General features: G+C 35.2%; 18 protein-coding genes and 1 riboswitch. Of the genes, 3 read left to right on the top strand and 15 right to left on the bottom strand.

The genetic code is table 11. From position 1 onward, the window contains the following. Window positions 1–107: 107 nt before the first annotated feature. The 5 genes from MKX29_RS17770 to prsW form a co-directional block, all read right to left on the bottom strand. Window positions 108–293 (bottom strand): DUF5359 family protein, encoded by a 186-nt coding sequence (locus MKX29_RS17770; RefSeq protein ID WP_341106850.1) that lies wholly within the window; start codon window positions 291–293, stop codon window positions 108–110. 56 nt (window positions 294–349) lie between these two features. Continuing rightward, complete coding sequence (locus MKX29_RS17765) at window positions 350–1,003, bottom strand: flagellar brake protein (RefSeq protein ID WP_251161931.1); 654 nt, start codon at window positions 1,001–1,003, stop codon at window positions 350–352. Window positions 1,004–1,231: 228 nt separating this feature from the next. Next, on the bottom strand, window positions 1,232–2,581 hold the full coding sequence (gene ypeB, locus MKX29_RS17760) for a germination protein YpeB (RefSeq protein WP_341106847.1): 1,350 nt from the start codon (window positions 2,579–2,581) through the stop codon (window positions 1,232–1,234). A gap of 13 nt (window positions 2,582–2,594) precedes the next feature. Next, entirely contained in the window at window positions 2,595–3,371 is a 777-nt protein-coding gene (sleB, locus tag MKX29_RS17755; RefSeq protein WP_373370920.1) for a spore cortex-lytic enzyme, read from the bottom strand. 517 nt (window positions 3,372–3,888) lie between these two features. After that, window positions 3,889–4,575 (bottom strand): glutamic-type intramembrane protease PrsW, encoded by a 687-nt coding sequence (prsW, locus tag MKX29_RS17750; protein ID WP_095372734.1) that lies wholly within the window; start codon window positions 4,573–4,575, stop codon window positions 3,889–3,891. Between the two features lie 102 nt (window positions 4,576–4,677). Here prsW and MKX29_RS17745 point away from each other — a divergent pair, with 102 nt between their 5' ends. Next, a complete protein-coding gene (locus tag MKX29_RS17745) occupies window positions 4,678–5,649 on the top strand; it encodes an asparaginase (RefSeq protein WP_281202316.1) in 972 nt (323 codons plus the stop codon). Window positions 5,650–5,919: 270 nt separating this feature from the next. Here the strand turns inward: MKX29_RS17745 and MKX29_RS17740 are convergent, their stop codons facing one another. From MKX29_RS17740 to MKX29_RS17700, 9 genes are all read right to left on the bottom strand, one after another. After that, window positions 5,920–6,888 (bottom strand): YpdA family putative bacillithiol disulfide reductase, encoded by a 969-nt coding sequence (locus MKX29_RS17740; protein WP_341106843.1) that lies wholly within the window; start codon window positions 6,886–6,888, stop codon window positions 5,920–5,922. 120 nt (window positions 6,889–7,008) lie between these two features. Then, window positions 7,009–8,286 carry a Glu/Leu/Phe/Val family dehydrogenase gene (locus tag MKX29_RS17735; protein ID WP_224936212.1) on the bottom strand — a complete coding sequence of 426 codons (1,278 nt, stop codon included), beginning with the start codon at window positions 8,284–8,286 and terminating at the stop codon, window positions 7,009–7,011. A 366-nt stretch (window positions 8,287–8,652) separates the two neighbouring features. Continuing rightward, window positions 8,653–9,231, bottom strand: coding sequence for an adaptor protein MecA (locus MKX29_RS17730; RefSeq protein ID WP_251161934.1), 579 nt, complete (start codon window positions 9,229–9,231; stop codon window positions 8,653–8,655). Window positions 9,232–9,266: 35 nt separating this feature from the next. After that, window positions 9,267–10,088: a metallophosphoesterase gene (locus tag MKX29_RS17725; RefSeq protein ID WP_251161935.1), complete on the bottom strand. Its 822-nt coding sequence runs from the start codon at window positions 10,086–10,088 to the stop codon at window positions 9,267–9,269. A 301-nt stretch (window positions 10,089–10,389) separates the two neighbouring features. Continuing rightward, window positions 10,390–10,848: a YpbF family protein gene (locus tag MKX29_RS17720; protein ID WP_095372729.1), complete on the bottom strand. Its 459-nt coding sequence runs from the start codon at window positions 10,846–10,848 to the stop codon at window positions 10,390–10,392. A 62-nt stretch (window positions 10,849–10,910) separates the two neighbouring features. Further along, entirely contained in the window at window positions 10,911–11,636 is a 726-nt protein-coding gene (locus MKX29_RS17715) for a LysM peptidoglycan-binding domain-containing protein (RefSeq protein WP_289434070.1), read from the bottom strand. Further along, window positions 11,633–12,223 carry a CPBP family intramembrane glutamic endopeptidase gene (locus MKX29_RS17710; protein ID WP_281202313.1) on the bottom strand — a complete coding sequence of 197 codons (591 nt, stop codon included), beginning with the start codon at window positions 12,221–12,223 and terminating at the stop codon, window positions 11,633–11,635. The genes MKX29_RS17715 and MKX29_RS17710 overlap by 4 nt, the downstream gene beginning before the upstream one ends. Then, window positions 12,213–13,715, bottom strand: a complete 1,503-nt coding sequence (locus MKX29_RS17705) for a RecQ family ATP-dependent DNA helicase (RefSeq protein WP_341106834.1) — start codon at window positions 13,713–13,715, stop codon at window positions 12,213–12,215. Before MKX29_RS17705 ends, MKX29_RS17710 begins: the two co-directional genes overlap by 11 nt. After that, entirely contained in the window at window positions 13,715–14,770 is a 1,056-nt protein-coding gene (locus MKX29_RS17700) for a helix-turn-helix domain-containing protein (RefSeq protein ID WP_341106832.1), read from the bottom strand. Before MKX29_RS17700 ends, MKX29_RS17705 begins: the two co-directional genes overlap by 1 nt. A gap of 312 nt (window positions 14,771–15,082) precedes the next feature. Here MKX29_RS17700 and MKX29_RS17695 point away from each other — a divergent pair, with 312 nt between their 5' ends. Continuing rightward, the gene (locus MKX29_RS17695; RefSeq protein ID WP_095372725.1) at window positions 15,083–15,331 is read left to right on the top strand and encodes a ferredoxin; all 249 of its coding nucleotides are present in this window, start codon (window positions 15,083–15,085) and stop codon (window positions 15,329–15,331) included. Window positions 15,332–15,629: 298 nt separating this feature from the next. Here the strand turns inward: MKX29_RS17695 and MKX29_RS17690 are convergent, their stop codons facing one another. After that, window positions 15,630–16,214, bottom strand: coding sequence for an ECF transporter S component (locus tag MKX29_RS17690; protein WP_224936089.1), 585 nt, complete (start codon window positions 16,212–16,214; stop codon window positions 15,630–15,632). Between the two features lie 158 nt (window positions 16,215–16,372). Continuing rightward, window positions 16,373–16,538: riboswitch (FMN riboswitch) on the bottom strand. A 262-nt stretch (window positions 16,539–16,800) separates the two neighbouring features. Between MKX29_RS17690 and serA the strand changes: the two genes are divergently transcribed. Continuing rightward, window positions 16,801–18,375 (top strand): phosphoglycerate dehydrogenase, encoded by a 1,575-nt coding sequence (gene serA, locus MKX29_RS17685; protein ID WP_224936088.1) that lies wholly within the window; start codon window positions 16,801–16,803, stop codon window positions 18,373–18,375. The last annotated feature ends 131 nt before the right edge of the window (window positions 18,376–18,506 follow it).

Here is an 18,506-nt window from a genome sequence, read left to right as displayed (position 1 = left end):
TTAAAAAAATAAGAGAAACACTAAAAAAGGATGTTCTCAGGAAGAACAATCCAAAAGGTCTGTAAAGCTATTGTTTCTGTTGGCCTGACTTTCATCATAAAATCAAGTTAAGGCCTATTTAAGTAAAATACTTCCTCATCATTATAATCTAAATGATGATTCACTCCTTCATATCTTGTCACTTCATTAAAATCCGGAAATAGATGTAAATAATGAAAAACGGTTTGAAATAATAGTAACAACCCAAGATGAAAAATGATTAATAGTATGAGTGTACGTTCGAATACTTTCACCCTTCCACCCCCATTAATCATTATGGAGACACAAAAGAGATTTTATGCTGTTCTGCTTAAGATTGTTTACTTTTCTTCATATGAAGTAACTGTTGTTCGAAGCAAAACCTCATCATTGCTTGTCTATCTTCTGCATTTATTTGTGGAAATCTAAATGATATAACGAGACGCCCATCTGCTAATGCCTCTTTCCTTACATATTCTGACGCTAAAACAAAGGAACGCTTTTTACCTTCTATCACAAGTGTAAAACGCAATAAATAGGGCGATGGTTTATACAAATAGGTGAAATGATTAACAACTACAGCTATTCCCCCTGCACTTATATTTCTACTTATCCCTATAATAGAGTGAGACATCCCTTCACCTACGGGTTGAATTTCAACAGATTCATTGAAATCAACTCTAACATACTCCCTCATTTGTTCCTTCTCATGAGTAAATTCTTTTGCATAAGCAATTTTCAATAATGGTGTTGACTGCATCATTCGACCGACCACTCTTCCAGAGAAGAAAAACATTTTCCCATTTGCATTGTAAGCAACACACTTAATTCTTCTTCCATCTACTAAGTACATTTTCCGATTCGTTTGTAAACAAACGGGATAATGAATATGTATTATATCCTCTTTAATTTCAGCAATTCTAGATATGTACTTGCCCTCACTTGATAGATAATGTTCTATATACAATTGATCACCTGGTGACAATGTATTCCCTCCTAATCTTTTCTACTTTTCCTTATTTTATCACTTAACTGTTACAAAAGAACTATATTTTTATTTGAATGAGATGAGATTTATTAACATCATGGTATAATCGCATTACTCTATTTAGTCCTAATTTTTTTCTACGTTTATATTTCATCTTCATGTCTTTATTTAGCCAATGATTTCCATAAAAAAACAAAAAGAACCCTTTTCGGGTCCTTATTTGCCTTATACCACATCTTCATAAATCGGTTCTGCATTTTGCAATTTTTCTACTTTTTCTTCTCTTCCATTTTCACTATTAATATAGATGCGATACGTGTCTTCACCTAATGTCCCAGTAAATTCATAACAAAGTACTTCTTCATTACTATCATTCAATATAATCGCTAAACGGTCATCCATAATTTTAAGCTGACTATTGATTTTTTCTCTTGCTTCCTCTTTTGCTAACACAGCTTGAGGAATATCTCGCTTATGATGGGATTTCAAATAATCCTCTGCTGAAAATCCTAAAATTTGCCCATTATCTAATGCTACTTTCATCTTAATTGAATCTGGGTAAATTCTTACATCGTCCTGTTTAGACACAAATGTAAACACGCCCATTTGATCATATTGCACACTTTCAAATAGATCAAGATCTTCAAATTCATTATCCCTTAAAAATTTCACTGCTGATTGATGAGCATCTTCCAGACTAATTTTTTGTTGTTTTACATCTCTTGCCGTGATAAGCCAAATAGGATAACCGCCCTTTTTAGTAATATCTAAATTGGTTTCTATACTTTCTTTAGGAGACCTTAGTGATACACTAAAAAATCCATAATCCGATCCTTCGCCATTTTCTGCCACGGTTGCTTTAACATCATCAGGGGATTGCGCATATTTCTTCGCTTCTGATACAGCTTCTTTTTTAGATATTTCTTTTCCTTCTAAGTATTGATAGTTCTCATCTTTCTTTTGCATATTTACAAATGCGGGACCTAAATCCGTTTCATCGTATCCCTCAACTGTTTTTTCGACGGTTTGAAAGCCGTCTATAATTGTATTATCTGCTGCTTCATTATTTGTAGCAAGCGCTGTTTCTACATCCATCCAACGTAAGTCATTTTTGACGACCATATGCTGCACATTCCGTAATTCTGATTGAATATCTGCTGCCTGCTTATATAATCCTTGTAAAGACTGATATTCTTCATCAGTCAATGGGTCTTTATCCAAGTCTCTAATCGCTGCCTTATAACTAAACTCACCAATTTGTGCTAAAAATTCTTCCGTCTTATTAAATGGTAAAAGGGATAGTGGTAGTTGACCTACATCTGAATGTGCTTGAGAGGTAATTCTCCAAACATCCGCAAGCGCAGGAGACAGTGAACTTCTAGAATTCATTGCCAATGTAGATCCGATTTTATCATGTAATACATCGATTTCATAAGTGAGTTCATGAAATGCACGTTGATAATTGTTTTCTGCGTTAATTAATATCGCATTTTTCTCACGATGTTCTTGATAACCCCAGACAGCAGTTCCGATAACACCAACTGAAAGAACAGTTATGAGTATTCCTTTTAACACGTGACTTCACTCCTTATTTACAGAAAATATGTTGTCCAATTTTTTTAATTTGTGGCCTTGTCCAAATCCATGGACTTGTTGCAGTATCTGGATTAAAGTAATAAAGGGCATCTCCACTCGGATCCCAGCCATTAATAGCATCTATCACTGCTTCCCTCGCTGTTTCATTAGGTGTTAGCCAAATTTGCCCATCTGCAACCGCCGTAAATGCTCTTGGTTCAAAGATTACACCATAAACCGTATCTGGAAAAGACGCACTTTCTACTCTGTTCAATATTACTGCCGCTACCGCTACCTGCCCTATATAAGGTTCGCCACGCGCCTCACCGTATACCGCATTTGCCATCATTTGTATGTCGTTTTCCGAGAATCCACTAGGAACATTTGCTGAAGTTGTACCACCGGAATTACCACTTGATGCATTACCATCATTTTGATTTGATCCACTATTATTAGCAGGTGCTTGTTGACTTAAATCCGTGCCGCCATAATGTGTAAATGAATTCCCTTGATTAATTTGATTCTTCACATATTGCTTATCATAATTTGACGCACTCACCAACTTTTCCTTCGTACCAGAACCAGCAAGCCCATCTATATCCAAGCCAAATTCATATTGGAAATTACGTAATGCCCAATAGGTGCCCCATCCGAAGACCCCATCGATTTTACCATTATAGAATCCTAAATATTGCAATCTTGCTTGTAGCTCAATGACATCATCGCCTATCGCTCCTTGTCTAATCACTTGATTCGAAAAAGCATTTGCCGACTTATCCAATTCAGCCATTGGAATAGTCGTCGCTATAAGCAGTAGTATTAGCATCACTTTAGTAAACATCAATAGTTGTTTCATCGTACTAACCTCCAAAAATACATCTTTTCATCTGTTAAACAATCAGGTAAGCTAATATGGCGTTTTGCAGGCAAAAAATGATGGCTGTAACAGTTAATCCTCGATCTCATCTTTTTTCACGTTTACTAATCAGCGAGGAAGCTAACAATACATCTATTTTTTGTTCCAATTGGCTTTTTATACAAATTCAATGAGAAAATCATTTGGATAAATATAGCATTTACAGGGTGGTCATCAAATAGAGGCTAGTACGCTTGAGATTTAACGATTTTTATAAAATTCAACTTCTATGTTAAATGTTCTGATTACTTATTTTTCTTTAGAAGGTATCCGTCAGCCGTAGGGAGTTTGGTGATTTGACAAAAAGAAAAGAAGGCGGATTTGAGTGTACTCAAATCCACCTTCTTACTTTATCTGAAACTCATTACTCATAGCCTCTTTTTAACCTATGTTAACCATAATTTGTTCTTGTATCTTCTAATGATTGATTATATTTAGCACTTAGTATTCTCGCTTGTTTGGCTTTTTTTAGCCCCATCCACCAAAGAAAGATCATAAATGGAACAATAAACAGCAACCAATTTTCTAATGTTAATAAAATATAATCATATGTTCCATGCAAAAGAAAAGGAGTTGCTAGAGATAGGCATAGCCATTTCCCTCTAGATTTTTTCGAAAACTTTCCTTTTCCTAAATAATAGCCCATAATTACACCAAAAAGAGCATGACTAGAAACCGGGAATAACGCACGACCTAGCGCATGCTCTATACCAAGTGTCAATAAATAAAAGATATTCTCCAATGTTGCAAACCCAAGTGATACTGCTGCGCCATAGACAATGCCGTCATACGGTTCATCAAAGTGCACATGGGGGTAAATAATAATAAGTAGGATAAACCACTTAAAAAATTCCTCAAGCATACTAGAAGAAAGAAAAGCAGAAACAAAATGAGAAGTAAACACTTGTTCTACTTCAAATACATATTGGATAAACATTATGGGAAACACAAGAAGTGCCCCAAATAAAAAGGTTCTAAAAACCATCGAAAAGGGCTCAGTCTCATATTGATCTTTTAAATAAAAGTAACTTAATAATGCCAAGCCAGGAGCAATGGCAGCAGATATTAATCCCAGCATGGGCTGTTCCTCTTTTCAAAGCTTTTCTTTAATCGTATCATGTATAGGTAAGATTGAAAATAAATTTACCAAAATAATTACATATTAATTGGAGGTACCAAGTTGGATAAAAAGAAAATACTCCTAATTCATACAGGTGGGACCATTTCTATGAGTGAGGATGTTGAAACAGGTGCAGTATTAACAAATGAAGAAAACCCATTAACAAGACAAACAAAAGAGTTAAATGAGCTTGCGCACTTGATCGTCGAAGAACCATTTCAATTACCCTCTCCCCATATTACGCAAAAAGAAATGCTTATATTACGAAACTTAATTCATTCTTACAAGGATAAGGTATCTGGTGTTGTCATTACACATGGTACTGATACATTGGAAGAAACCGCTTATTTTCTTGACTTAACAGTAAAGGGTTCTTTGCCGATTGTTGTGACTGGGGCTATGCGCTCTAGTAATGAAATTGGCTCAGATGGATTATATAATCTGATTTCTTCTATTCGTGTAGCCATTTGTGATGAAGCGGATGGAAAAGGCGTTTTAGTAGTGCTGAATGATGAGATTCACACAGCTGAAAATGTGACAAAGACACATACTAGCAACGTCTCGACCTTTCAAAGTCCTCAATATGGACCCATAGGTATAGTCACAAAAAGGGGTGTACTTTTTCATCACCTCCCTGTTCAACATGCACATTTCGAAATCGAACAAGCTGATAAACAAGTGATGCTCATTAAAGCTCATGCCGGCATGGACTCTACCCTATTAGGAGCCATTGCACAAACTACATGCGATGGATTGGTGATTGAAGCGCTTGGGCAAGGAAACCTTCCTCCAGCCATGCTTCCTGGTATAAAAGATTTACTTGCTAGAAAGATTCCTATTATTATCGTATCAAGATGCTTTAATGGCATTGCCCAAGATGTTTATGGTTATCCTGGAGGGGGCAAAGAATTAAAAGAGCTTGGCCTCATTTTTTCTAATGGATTAAATGGGCAAAAAGCTCGTATTAAACTATTAATCGCTTTGGAAAGTAGGATGCCTTTGGAAAAACTTGAAGAAATGTTTCAACTATAAAAGTATGATTTACTGAATTTCTTTATTGCATCTATTAGATGGAAAGTGTACTGAGTTGATTGCTAACTCCTTTGGCAGTTGTGAAGATCTTAATGATAGTAAGCGTCAAAATTTCAACATATGGAGAAATCAGCCTTTACAAAAGGCTAATGGTATTGACAAGTGATGCCATATCATTTGAAAACCCGAACAAAGCAAAGCACCATTGAAAAGTGTTTTGCATAAAGTTCGGGTTTACTTAAGCTCATATTCTCGTCTGAATTTGTTTGTTTATTGTTCTTTCTCTTTTATCGCGTTGGCAATGATTTCTCCATGATGCCTACCATTCTCGATAAATATTTCATTGGCATTATTACCCGCTGCAATCACGCCAGCAATATATATACCTTCTACATTGGTCTCCATTGTTTCAGGATGATGCTCAGGTTTTCCAGTTTTTTCGTCTTTTTTAATGCCTATTGATTGCAAAAATGGATGATCTGGATGATAACCAGTCATGGCAAAGACAAAATCATTCGCGATTTCCTTGATTTGCCCCTCTTTCTCATAGACAACAGAAGTTTTTCTTATTTCCTGAACATTTGCATTAAATTCCATTTGAATATTCTCATGACGAACAAGTGAATCAAACTGCGGTAAAATCCACGGCTTAACGCTTTTTGAATATTCCTCGCCCCGATAGAGAACCGTCACATTTGCCCCAGCCTTTTCTAATTCAATGGCCGCATCAACACTGGAGTTTTTCCCACCAATAACAACAACATCTTTATTAAAAAACGGATGGGCTTCTTTAAAGTAATGAAAGACTTTATCTAAATCTTCACCAGGGATCCCCATATAGTTTGGTTGATCATAATACCCAGTTGCAACAATAACATAAGATGATTGGTACTCCGCTTTGTCCGTTTGCACAGAGAAATCATTATCTTTTTTCTTTGTGATGCTTTCAACCTTTTCATATGCATTGACATTGATTGCTTTTCGTTTGACCACTTCTCTATAATAGGTAAGTGCTTGATTTCTATTGGGTTTATGTTCAACCGTTACAAACGGTATATTACCAATTTCTAATTTTTGACTGGAACTAAAGAAAGTTTGATGAGTCGGGTAACGATAAATGGCATTAACAATGTTGCCCTTCTCAATGACTAAAACATCTTTCCCTAACTCTTTTAAACAAATGGCTGCGGCTAATCCACATGGTCCACCACCAACCACAATCGCATCTTTTTTATTCATGATGATTCACCTCTTGGACTGACCCGTATGATATTTTATATATGTAGAATTGAAAAAAATCTCCTAATGTATATAATAGGAGATTTTTTACCTTCTTTCAAATGTAAGAAATTGTGAAAATTAAATCCAACCTCTAAATCTTGATGCTTCAGCCATTTTACGTACACCAACCATATACGCAGCTAAGCGCATATCTACTCTACGTGTTTGAGCGGTTTCATAAATATTATTGAATGATTTCACTAGAATTTTTTCTAATTTTTCTTCTACTTCTTCTTCAGACCAGTAGTAGCCTTGGTTATTTTGTACCCATTCAAAATAAGAAACTGTTACACCACCGGATGATGCAAGCACATCAGGCACAAGAAGAATATCTCTTTCTGTTAATATTTGCGTCGCTTCTAATGTTGTTGGGCCATTCGCTGCCTCTACTACTATACTTGCTTTAATATTATGTGCGTTTTCCTCAGTAATTTGATTTTCAATTGCTGCAGGAACCAATACGTCACAATCGAGCTCGAGTAGCTCTTTATTTGAAATCGTCTCATTAAATAACTTTGTTACAGTTCCAAAACTATCACGGCGATCAAGTAAATAATCAATATCTAAACCATTAGGGTCATGAAGCGCACCGTATGCATCAGAAATACCCACGACTTTTGCGCCTTCATCATGCATAAACTTCGCTAAGAAGCTACCTGCATTACCAAAACCTTGTACAACCACGCGAGCACCTTTTAAATTAATACCCTTTTTCTTGACTGCTTCATGAATACAGATCGTTACCCCTTTAGCTGTTGCTGATTCCCTACCATGAGAACCACCAAGTACAAGTGGTTTACCAGTAATAAATCCTGGGGAATTAAATTCATCCATTCTACTATATTCATCCATCATCCAGGCCATAATTTGTGAATTTGTAAATACATCTGGAGCTGGAATATCTTTTGTAGGACCAACAATTTGGCTAATCGCTCTAACATACCCTCTACTTAATCTCTCAAGCTCACGGAAAGACATATCCCTTGGATCACAAACAATACCGCCTTTACCTCCGCCATATGGTAGATCGACTATACCGCATTTTAAGCTCATCCATATAGATAGTGCCTTCACTTCTTTTTCTGTTACATTAGGGTGAAAACGAATTCCCCCTTTTGTAGGACCGACTGAATCATTATGCTGAGCACGGTAACCAGTAAAAATTTTCACCGTCCCATCATCCATCCTAACAGGAATTTTCACTGTTAATAAACGCATTGGCTCTTTCAACAGTTCAAAAACCTCTTCTGGATATCCAAGTTTCTCCAACGCTTTGTGGATTACGATTTGAGTTGACTTCAAAACATCCATTTTATCTTCTTGATTCGTATGATCAGTACCTTTATCGGCCACTATTTGAAACCTCCTAGAAAAATTCACATTCTTTAGTTGTCCGCTTTCAAGACATAGTATACACCTTTACTCTATTTATGCAAGGAGAAAAAGCAATTTTTTCTTATTTTTATGTAAACGCTACCAAAGCTATAATATTGCGTATTTTCCTTATTTTCTAAAATATTTACATCTATTTTATTTTGCCTTTAATAGCTGATTTCATTCATAAAATACACATGTGTATTTATCGAGTTAGGTTGAATTCATTTCAGCGATAGGCTCCATATTACATCCTATTCCCAAAGAACTAATACGATAAACATCAAGGCACCTGAATATTCAAACAAATAGGATCACTTAAATCCTATTTGCTTGAATGTAATATCATTATTTAAAATAATGTTCGATTTTTTCTAATGCATGGTCCCTAATTAATTCTTTTCCGTATTCTTTAATAATATATAAACTCACAAAAGAAACGGTACCATATTCAGCTAAAATTGAAATCAGTTTTTCTTCCGTTTGTTTTCTATTGCATTCAATCAATACATAATAAAGTCCGTTATACACATATAAAGAATTTACCACTTCTTCTTTCCATATTTTCCGGTGACTTAATGAAATAATATTCTCAAAATCATCAAATTCATATAAAATATAGTCTTGTTTGTCTACATCTACTTGAAAATCAATGATTCCATCCTTAAGCCATTCTTCTTCTACTTCTTCTTGTATCGTTACAATCATAACCATTCCTTGTATTTGCATTGAAAAAATCTCGATACTGATTGTGCCATATATATCAAGGTCAAATTCTTCACTTGCTTCCTCAAGCATATCTTGAAAAAGCTGATGCCATTTTAAAGAGTCCTTCCAAATATCTTCCTTTGACAAGCCTCTCTCAAACAAATCATCTAAAGTAAGCAAAATTTTAATTTTATTATCATTCAAACGCTCCAATTGCATTTCTCCTGCCCCCTGCCCAGAACCGACTCTTGTGATTAGTGTATGGTATATACTTTAGTTGGTGAGTCGTCCTTAACATTTCCTTCTAAACTTGGATATAAAGAAAGGATATGTGTTTGTGCAGGTGCGCCTAGCCTTAAAGGCAAGGCTGTTGTCCCATAACCATTACTTACAAAATAAGGTATACCGTTCTTATGTTTCATCCCACCTTTTTCATAAGGTCCCCAGTTTAAGATACGGATTTGCCCACCATGGGTATGTCCTGACATCATAAACGAGATTTGATATTCTGGTAATAAATAGTCAACAATACCAGGATCATGGCTCATGAGAATACGACAGCCATTCCCAGCATCCTCAATTGCAAGATCAATCTGGTCTCTTTCCCTACTAAAATCATCTGTTCCAAGCAACACGATACGTTTACCATCTGAGCCTTCAAAACTGACTGCTGAATTATCAAGAATTTTCACTCCGAGATCTAATAGCAATGCATCTAACTCATGAAAATCCACTTCATAATCATTATTCCCCCATACAAAATAAGTCGGAGCAATAGAAACAAGGTTTTCTATATTCCGTTTCGTCCTTGCCAAAGGTACTCCCTTTTCTGTTAAATCTCCGCCAATACATACGATATCCACCTTTCTATCTTTAACAGCTTGAATCAACTTTCCTGATAGCTCTCTACGATGGATATCAGAAATGAAAAAAATGTTCAACCCTGCAAGACTATCTGGTACCCCTTGTATTGCAACCTTTCTCACTTCAATTGTATCTTTATGTGCTTCCTTATACATATAAACGACGACACCAACGATAATAAACAGTAATGCACCTGCTAAAATAATATACATGACTCCACCTCATCTATATGTACTAAAATTTAAGTTAGTCAATAAAAAAAGGATGCTCTATAAGCGAACAACCTAAATATCATTTATTTTGTTTCTACAACTCTTATATTTCATGTGAACTTGCCCGATTGTCACTGATGCCTTGAATCACCGTTTGTGTTCTGTAAGAAGTTCTTAGATTTTCACATGATTCATGTCATACAGTCACAAACTGGGGTTGGTTTTAGGAGCAGTTCCTCATTCTCTTCATTCGTATGAAATAGACTTAAATGTCTTTATTCCCTATGGCTTTGAACTCTGATTATTTGTTCTCATGAAACAGATTAATATCATAATTTTTCTTCATCATATTAAAGACATGATGTCTGTTTTTCCACTCATCCTCTTTTTTCCACAAGTCCTTACTCTTATCGATAATCTCGCATCTAAGTGCATGATATTCTTTTTCCGCTTTATCACGCTTCTGTTGTAACAGAACCATATATCCATAAAAGCCAATTAACGTTACCATACTGTATAAATTGAATGGATGATTAATATAAACAGAAAAAACAGAAGCAAATGAATAGGAATAAGGTAAATAAAATTGATAATACACAAAAATAACATAAGCAAATGATAGAAATACAACTAGCCACATAATAACCAAATGCCACTCTTTCAAATGATCATATTTCGCTTTTCTTTCAACTACTTTTTGAAGCATTTGTCTCGTTGCTTGGTCTGTTCTTTCATCTAGTTGATTAATTGCTGTTTCCATAAACTCCCCCCAATCATAGCTATGCTTGCCCACATTATATGATTGGAGGAGTAGATTCATGACTAGTCGAGGGGAATCCTTAATACTTGGCCAACGTAAATTTCCTCAGATGGCAAATTATTAGCAGCCTTAATTTTAGCAATCCCATCGGGTGACTTATAATAATTCATAGCAATTCTATACATTGTTTCTTGTGATTGAACCGTATGCTGAACAACTTTTGTTGCTTGTTTTTTTGCTTCCTCTTCTTTCGCCTTTTGTTCTGCTAATTCCTTCTCTTTTTGTGCAGCTTCTTCCCGTGCTTTCTTTTCAGCCTCTTCCTTTTCTTTTTTGGCTGCTTCTTCTTTTGCTTTCTTCTCTTCTTCCTCTTGTTTTTTTCGTTCAGCTTCTTCTTGTTCTTTTAATTTTGCCTCTTCAGCTGCTTTTTCCTTTTCTTGTTCTTCCTTCTCTTCTTCCTTATCATCAGGGGCAGCTGCAACATTTTGTGATGACCCATTATTACTGTTATTTGATATACCAACCGTTTCAAAATCTTCTTTTTCTGCTGATGTTGAAGACTGATCAGCTAGCATAGGAACAAGATAATAAACAGACAAAGCCACTATTGGTACCATAATAAAAAATGCTGCAAGTAAACGAATGAGTGGGTAGTCCAACTTTTTATCCAATGTTTGTTTTTCTTTTGTACTGCTGATTTCCGCCATTGCCAACTCTTCACTTACATTTACTTTTTGTAATCTTTGGCGATCTCTCTTTGCCTTCTCCCGATATGATGCCTCTCTATTCATCTATCTTCCCTTCCTGCTCTTTGACTTTTATATATATATAACCCCAATAAACAATCAATAATAAAATGCATAATAATTGTCGCTAACAAATTACCTGTTAATTCATATATCCAACCAATGAAGAAACTTAATAAAACGACATTTATAAATAAAAACCATTGAAATAAATAACGATAATGGACAAGAGCAAAGATTAAACTAGTCACTATCAACCCAAAATGAGTTTGCAGCACACCTCTAAATAACACTTCCTCACTAAAGGCAATAATTAACGTAATTACTACGATATGGGCCGGTGATAGTGAGCTAAATATCCTTATATTTACCCCACCATCATTATAATAGGAGGGAGGTAGGACACGCATCCCTATTATATCAAGCATGACAATGACTAATCCTGATATTATACCAATCGCAATAGATGGTCCGTCCCATTGGAATAGCGCAAAAAAAGAATCCCATGAATGAAAGAGAAATAGGCCAATAACCAATGCAATGAAAAGTAATAACAATTGTGTTAAATATAAATGAAATCTTAATTCTTTATCAGATAACAAACGAATGGTTTCTTCATATTTACTCTTCATTTTTGGATGTCTCACTCAATAAAATGTCTTTTAAAATCTCTTCCCAATTTTCATATAAGGGTATTATCTCCAGCTCTTCAGTTTGCAGATCAGGGTAGTTGCTACCATTACACTGATCGCAGCAGTCTCCTATATTTATTGTCGGCAGTTCACCAAAATAGTGTAAGATTTTTTCTCGTCTACATGTGGAACTATGAATATATTGATAAACAGTCTGAATGGCTTCTAATTTAAGCTGGAATTGTTTGTTCATAATCACCTTTAGTTCATCTAAGGAGGTCGCCTCCTTATAATCAAGGATAGCATGACGATGAAAATCCTTTAATATTCGCATAGATGTTTCGCTAAGGTTGGCAATTACTGTAATATCCTCTTCGTATTTTTCTAACTCCCACCACCTTAGGGAATCTGTTAAAAAAAAACGTTTTAAATTTTCCATTTGACTATCATTAATTAGTTCTGATTCTACCAACTGCATCGGCAGCTGTTCATCAAAAGGTGCATATAACAGTAAAGCAAGACTAGGTTTGCCATCTCTCCCAGCTCTACCAATTTCCTGTAAATAAGATTCCATATTCATAGGCATATGAAAATGAATAACATAACGGATATTTTCTTTATTAATCCCCATGCCAAATGCACTTGTTGCACATATCACATCGAGTTGGTTATGAATGTATTGTTGCTGAATAAGTATTCTTTCTTCATGATTCAATCCGCCATGATAGATGCTCACTCTTTTTATGCCATTCTCTTTTAATGATTGTGCGCAAACTTCTGCCGTTTTTTTACTAGAAAAATAAATAATACCTGGACCGTGTAAGGCTCTTATCTTCTTAATTAACACATCTATTTTCTCTTGATAACTTTCTACTTTCTCAACATGTAATGAGATATTTGGTCGGTCAACTGAATATAGAATATCCATACTGTTTTGCATGTTTAAAGATTTTTTAATATCCTGTTTCACCTTATCAGTTGCCGTAGCCGTTAACGCCAATATAGGCGGATGCCCTAACTCTTTCATTACAGAGCCAATAGCTAAATAGTCCGGTCGGAAATCATGTCCCCATTGAGAAATACAATGCGCTTCATCGACAACAAGTAATGTAATATTAAGCTCACTTAATTTCTCCATGAACAATTTTGATTGCAGCATTTCAGGTGAAGTAAAAATAAACTTATACTGGTGCAAGTTTTTAAGTGCATACATTTTTTTTTGATAATTTAAAAAAGAATTAAATGCGATTGCTCGTTTTTCCCCAATCAATAGTAATTGGTCTACCTGATCCTGCATTAAGGAAAGAAGTGGAGAAATAATTAAAGTTGTGCCTGGGAGCATAAATGTTGGAAGTTGATAACATAAAGACTTCCCAGAACCAGTAGGGAGCATGGCTAACGTATGCTTACCGGCCACTACCGCTTTTATTGTTTCTTCTTGTCCATCTCTAAAAGACGTATAACCAAATTTTTCTCTCAGTAATTGTTTCATTATACGATCACCGCACTTTTTTGTTTAGCTAGTACAAGCCGTATCTGAAAATAGCTTGCTTCGGGAACTAATTGACGGATATATTTTAACTGCTTTATTCCGTTCGTTGAAGTTTTTATAATGTTTCTTTGTACTTCTGGTGGAACATATATATCTATATTAAATGACGAATCAACAATGGCCAATTCCACAATATGATCTTCAATTGTTCCTTGTTTTAATTTTCTTATTTTAATAATATCCTCAATATCGTATCCTTGATTTAAATAGATAGCTGTTTTTCTTGTTGATTGTGTTAGCTGTAACCACTCATTTTTCTCTTCTGTCTCTAATATTTGCTCGAGTAAAGGATAAGAGGTGTTATTTTCTTTTACTTCAGTTAATATCATGTGAATCACATTTATAAAGTGTAACTGATAGGTTAACACTGACATTTGCAACTGTTCGGCTGCCTGCTGTTGTGTTAAGCCAATTCGATTACTTCCTGTTAACCTTAGAATGAGAATAAGGGGGTCAATTTTTTTATTCGTTAAAATATGTTGTAACTCCTTAAACAGTTGTGTTGCCAACTCATGACGATTGATTCTATTCCTTTGAATAAAGTTTTTTAACCAATCAAGATGAGGTTTATTATTTTGAATAGGGAGATACCTCCCGTTATATGCGACTAGGTTAGAAATTACTTGAACCATAAGAGAAAGGCGCTCCCAAAAAAGTTTGTCCATCCGGTTATATGACCAGCCATTGAGATATCTAGGTATGATTGGTTCATCATACTCTTGGAGATACATATCCCCTTTTTCCGTCATTCGATAAGACCCCTCACCAAGACAAGTGACATAATTCTCCTCTAAAAGATCATCTAATATTTGATTAAATTCCTCTCTTGCCAAATGGGGTAACACATGAAAGTATCGCTTCAAGTGAAATAAATGAGCATCTTGTATTGTTTGAGAAGACTTTTTGCCATTAAGCAAATGTAAAATGGCATAAGCAGTTCTCTGATTCTCAATTGATTTTAGACAAAATAAGACCAATTTCTGAATAACGCTCACATTTCTCTCCCCTTTATTCATTGACTAATTAGTTTTTAGAATAGCATTTCCGTGGTGAATTTGCAGACTTTTTCGACATTATTTTAATTTTTTTTGTTGAATTTTATTGTATCATGAAACCGTTATATACGTGATAATATCAGTCAATTTTTCATCATGAACCAGATGAAAAGTCCCACCATAGACTATTCTAGATGGTAGATTTTTATTGAAATGTTTACAAGACAGATTTACAATAGAACATGTGGTAAGTGTTTCGGCAGATATTTTCGTGCTTTAACATGAAAAAGATTTTAAATAGGAGGTTATTCCATGGCGAAGTATACAATTGTTGACAAAGAAACATGTATTGCTTGTGGCGCATGTGGTGCGGCAGCTCCAGACATTTATGATTACGATGATGAGGGCATCGCATTTGTAACACTAGATGATAATGAAGGAATTGTTGAAATTCCTGATGTTCTTATAGAAGATATGATGGATGCATTTGAAGGCTGTCCAACTGACTCAATAAAAGTCGCAGACGATGCCTTTGATGGTGATCCGTTAAAATACGAATAGAACAAAAAGAAATCTAATGGTAAAAGAGAAAACGAGTAAATCCTAATTTAGGGATTTACTCGTTTTTTCTATGAGCTACAGGAATCACATACTCGTATACTCATTCGAATAAAGGTCGTTTCCCAATCAATTATCCAGTTGGAACTTAAATAGTAGTTATCGAAGAATGCAAATGAGTTCATTGGTGCTTTTACGAATGATGAAAAATGTTGGATAAAAGTGACAATTCTACTTAAGCGGCATAAAATTAATATTAAAAGGCATCTAACTTTTCAAAGTTAGATGCCTCCTTTATAAATTAAGCAATCGTATTTAGTGATCTTTGTTTATTAATCCAATTACTCATCTTAGCAAACACAAGCATAAATACCGATGCCATTAAAATTCCTTTAATAAAGTTAAAAGGTAGAATAAACATGACTGCAGTTGAACGCATTTCTGGTCCTGACATAGCGGGCATATTTAAAAACATTGTATAGGCAGGTAAAAAGACGAAATAATTAAGCAAACTCATGGATACAGCCATTACACTTGTGCCAACGATTAATCCTATTGTCATACCTTTTTTGGATTTCATCTTTGTATAAACATAATAGGTTGGCAAAATAAATAATAAACCTGCTACAAAGTTAGCAATATGACCAACAGGTACGCCAGTAGCACTTCCCGTCATAAAATAATCCAACACATTTTTAAACAATTCGACCAGTATTCCCGCAATCGGACCAAATATTAACGCAGCCACTAAAGCAGGAATATCACTAAAGTCAATCATCAAAAAGTTCGGAAACGGTGGTAATGGAAAGTTTAACAACATAAGAATATACGCGATACTACTCAACATACCGATTGCAACAAAAGCTTTGACATTTAACTTCTTCAATTTTCCTCTCTCCTTTTAGGCTATCTCTCCTATAGAAGAAAGGTTCAGCAAATAAGCGTCTTTGCATAACAAAACCCTCAAGTAAACTTGAGGGAGAATTGAACAAAGACATTCTTAATAAACGTTCTTGTAGTGTATACTTTGAACGTTAGCAGAACCTCCATCTTCTCCCATCCAGACTTTACTGTCGGCTTTGGATTCTCACCAAATCCTGCCCAATACAAACGCTTCGTGCTAATTGCACTCCACTTTTAGGCTCGCGGGCTTAAAGTATAAATACTTATCACCGCCGGTCGGGAATTTCACCCTGCCCCGAAGATAGACCATATTTATTTGACAACTTCATTATACTGAAAAATAATTCATTTGTGAAGCCTAAAATAGTAAATATCTCGAATTAAAAACATTCCTTTCATTATGCACATTTGTCTTCAGGAGATAAAATTTTCTTTGCACGAAGATCGTTTTATTTTACTACATTAAAGCGTTTCCATTTTAAACACAAACAATAAATCCAATTGACAGAATAATATTCGTCTTGTAAAATAATCAGATAATTAAGTAACCAACTTAGGAGGGTTCATACATGTATCAAATATTAGTGGCTGATGCCATTAGTGAAGAAGGCTTATACCCTTTACTTAACGACACAAATGCTGAAATTATTCAAAAGAAAACCGACGATCCCGAGGTTGATTTATCAACTATTGAGGCTTTGTTAGTACGAAGTGCCACGAAAGTAACGGATGAATTAATGGCGGAGATGCCAAAGTTAAAAATTATTGCAAGAGCAGGTGTGGGTGTCGATAATATTGATGTTCCAGCAGCAACTAAAAGAGGCATTATCGTTATAAATGCACCAGACGGAAACACAATTTCTACGGCAGAGCATACTTTTGCTATGATGGCCTCCCTTATGAGAAATATTCCTCAAGCATATAGCTCAGTTAAGAATTTGGAATGGAAAAGAAATCAGTATGTAGGTACTGAACTATTCGGTAAAAGTCTTGGTATTGTTGGTATGGGAAGAATCGGGAGTGAAATCGCCAAGCGAGCAAAAGTATTTGGCATGAGTGTGTTAGTATTCGATCCCTTTTTAACCAAAGAACGTGCAGCAAAACTCGGTGTAGAATCTAGTTCATTAGATGAAATACTGCAAAGATCTGATATTATTACGGTTCATACTCCACTTACACCCGAAACAAGAGGGATTATCAATGAAGAGTCATTGAAAAAAACAAAAAAAGGCGTTCGCTTACTCAACTGCGCCCGTGGTGGTATCATTGATGAGCAAGATTTAGCTAAATATGTGGCTAATGGACATGTCGGAGGAGTTGCATTAGACGTATTCGAAACTGAACCACCTGGTGAACACCCACTTTTAAAATATGATAATGTCATTGTAACTCCACATTTAGGTGCGTCAACAAAAGAAGCACAATTAAATGTAGCAACACAAGTCGCCAAAGAAGTTCGGACTTACTTTGAAGGAAATCCAGTATCTAATTCAATTAACTTACCAGCTATCTCCAAAGACATTTATGAAAAAATACAACCTTTTTACCAAATCTCTAAACAAATCGGAAATATTTTAACTCAATGTGTTAAAGAAGGGGTACATGAACTCTCTATTACTTACTCTGGTTCAGTGACAGATTTAGAAACTGCATACTTAACAAAAGCAATGCTGTCCGGTTTCTTCAAAGGTAGAATTGACGTTAACGTGAATGAGGTTAATGCATTACTCACTGCAAAAGAGCGTGGTATCACTGTTGGAGAAAAGATTTCCACCGATGCATTTGGCTATGACAACTGCATTTCGGTCACAGCAAAAGGAGAAGAAAATGCATTTACAGTTAGAGGAACCTTTATTGATCATTATGGGCCAAGAATTGTCTATTTAAACGGGTTTAATATTGACTTCTTACCAGAGGGTAACCTTCTTTATATTCAACATATGGACAGACCTGGTGTTATTGGCCACGTAGGTCAAGTCCTCGGCGATCACCATATTAATATTGCCACAATGCAAGTAGGGCGTAAACAAGCAGGTGGAGAAGCGATTATGGTTCTAGCTTTTGACAAACCACTAAGTGACAAAGAGCTTTCCTTATTGAACAACTTAGATGAGATTGTTTCTATTAATCCTATTATTTTATAATTCTTTTTTGTAGAGAGTGGCCCTCAGTCGACCACTCTTTTTTATATTTTGGATAAAAGTAAAAGTCATTCACAACACAAACAGTTTCCAATTAGAACCTGTTCATTTTATGAATGACTTTTTAAATTGAA

Origin of the sequence: Cytobacillus sp. FSL R7-0696 (genome assembly GCF_038006865.1) — a bacterium.
GTDB lineage: Bacteria > Bacillota > Bacilli > Bacillales > Cytobacillaceae > Cytobacillus > Cytobacillus kochii.
Note: the sequence above shows the minus strand (reverse complement) of the source record. Positions and strands in the feature narration are given on the sequence as shown.

What these genes read in the sequence shown, in the direction of transcription:
- MKX29_RS17715 (WP_289434070.1), bottom strand. Translation starts at nt 11,636, where the DNA reads ATGAATAGAGAGGCATCATATCGGGAGAAGGCAAAGAGAGATCGCCAA.
- MKX29_RS17705 (WP_341106834.1), bottom strand. Translation starts at nt 13,715, where the DNA reads ATGAAACAATTACTGAGAGAAAAATTTGGTTATACGTCTTTTAGAGAT.
- MKX29_RS17720 (WP_095372729.1), bottom strand. Translation starts at nt 10,848, where the DNA reads ATGGAAACAGCAATTAATCAACTAGATGAAAGAACAGACCAAGCAACG.
- serA (WP_224936088.1), top strand. Translation starts at nt 16,801, where the DNA reads ATGTATCAAATATTAGTGGCTGATGCCATTAGTGAAGAAGGCTTATAC.
- MKX29_RS17740 (WP_341106843.1), bottom strand. Translation starts at nt 6,888, where the DNA reads ATGAATAAAAAAGATGCGATTGTGGTTGGTGGTGGACCATGTGGATTA.
- MKX29_RS17725 (WP_251161935.1), bottom strand. Translation starts at nt 10,088, where the DNA reads ATGTATATTATTTTAGCAGGTGCATTACTGTTTATTATCGTTGGTGTC.
- MKX29_RS17710 (WP_281202313.1), bottom strand. Translation starts at nt 12,223, where the DNA reads ATGAAGAGTAAATATGAAGAAACCATTCGTTTGTTATCTGATAAAGAA.
- sleB (WP_373370920.1), bottom strand. Translation starts at nt 3,371, where the DNA reads ATGGCTGAATTGGATAAGTCGGCAAATGCTTTTTCGAATCAAGTGATT.
- MKX29_RS17695 (WP_095372725.1), top strand. Translation starts at nt 15,083, where the DNA reads ATGGCGAAGTATACAATTGTTGACAAAGAAACATGTATTGCTTGTGGC.
- MKX29_RS17730 (WP_251161934.1), bottom strand. Translation starts at nt 9,231, where the DNA reads ATGCAATTGGAGCGTTTGAATGATAATAAAATTAAAATTTTGCTTACT.
- prsW (WP_095372734.1), bottom strand. Translation starts at nt 4,575, where the DNA reads ATGCTGGGATTAATATCTGCTGCCATTGCTCCTGGCTTGGCATTATTA.